Source organism: Lentzea sp. NPDC060358 (assembly GCF_042725365.1).
In the GTDB taxonomy this organism is placed as follows: Bacteria; Actinomycetota; Actinomycetes; order Mycobacteriales; family Pseudonocardiaceae; genus Lentzea.
The window spans coordinates 1-1,200 of the sequence record NZ_JBHXCW010000487.1 but is presented as its reverse complement, the minus strand read 5'-3'; the positions used below and the strand labels follow the sequence as shown (position 1 = coordinate 1,200).

At 75.8% G+C, this 1,200-nt stretch carries 1 protein-coding gene and 1 pseudogene; both read left to right on the top strand.

All coding sequences use genetic code 11. The annotated features are described in order from the left end of the window. Positions 1-250: alpha-glucosidase C-terminal domain-containing protein (locus ACFWGZ_RS41080; RefSeq protein ID WP_382456987.1), on the top strand; the 250-nt coding region annotated here is incomplete at its 5' end. A 165-nt stretch (positions 251-415) separates the two neighbouring features. After that, positions 416-1,200 (top strand): annotated as a pseudogene (locus ACFWGZ_RS41075) (hypothetical protein); the annotation flags it as partial.

Below are 1,200 nucleotides of genomic sequence, written 5' to 3'. Positions count from 1 at the left end.
GCCCTCGTCCAACCCGGCGGTGCTCGCCTTCACCCGTGAGCACGGCGACGACCTGGTGCTCTGCGTGCACAACTTCTCCCGGTTCGCGCAGCCGACCGAGCTCGACCTGGGGGCCTTCACCGGGCGCCGTCCGGTGGAGCTGATCGGCGGGGTGCGCTTCCCGGTGATCGAACGGCCGCCGTACCTGCTGACGCTGGCCGGGCACGGCTTCTACTGGTTCCGGCTGCACGCGGACGCGTCGGCGGGCTGAGCCCGGCCACGGGACCGTCCTCGCCGGGGTGGCACGGACGGTCCCCCACCGGGCGGCCGTACGGACCGTCCCGCCCCGGCACGCTCCGTACGGCCGGACATCGACCACCGCAATCCAGGACACCGCCCGCATCCCGCGGTGTGCCCGGGGAAAGGACTCGACGCCATGTCGGAGGCTGTATCCACACGGGCCGCACCGTCCCGCGGCACCGGCCTGCTTCCGACGCTCGCCCCGCTGCAGCGGGACTGGCTGCCCCGGCAGCGCTGGTTCGCCGGGAAGGGCCGGGCGATCACCGGCTTCTCGCTGGTGTCGGCGACCGAGATGCTGCCGGTGGGCGCCGGGACCGGGGCCGGGCTGCTCCATCTGCTGGTCCGGGTCCACCAGCCGGCCTCGCCCGGACACTCCCCGGACGACTGCTACCAACTGCTGCTCGGAGTACGGGCCGTGCTGCCGCCCCGGCTGGCGCCCGCGCTCATCGGCCGGGTGGCCGAGGGCCCGCTCGCCGGGCGCACCGTCTACGAAGGGCTGCACGACCCGCACCTCGCCGGGCTCCTGCTGGAACGGTTCCGCACCCCCGGCGCCCTCGGCGCCCTGCGCTTCGACCGCAGCGGCCCGGCCGTCCCCGCCCGGCTCGCCCCGCGGCTGCTGGACACCGAGCAGTCCAACACCTCGCTCGTCTACGGCGACGCCTACATCCTCAAGATCTTCCGACGGCTCTTCCCCGGCACCAACCCCGACCTGGAACTGCCGCTGGCACTGGCCCGGGAGGGCTGCGGCCGGGTGCCCGCGCCGGTCGCCTGGTTCGAGGCCCGCACCCCCGGGCCGCTCACCCTCGGTGTGCTCCAGCCGTTCCTGGGCGGCGCCGAGGACGGCTGGCGGCTCGCGCTGCGCTCGCTGGCCGAGGGCCGGGACTTCGCCCCCGAGGCCCGCGCGCTGGGCCGGGCCACCGC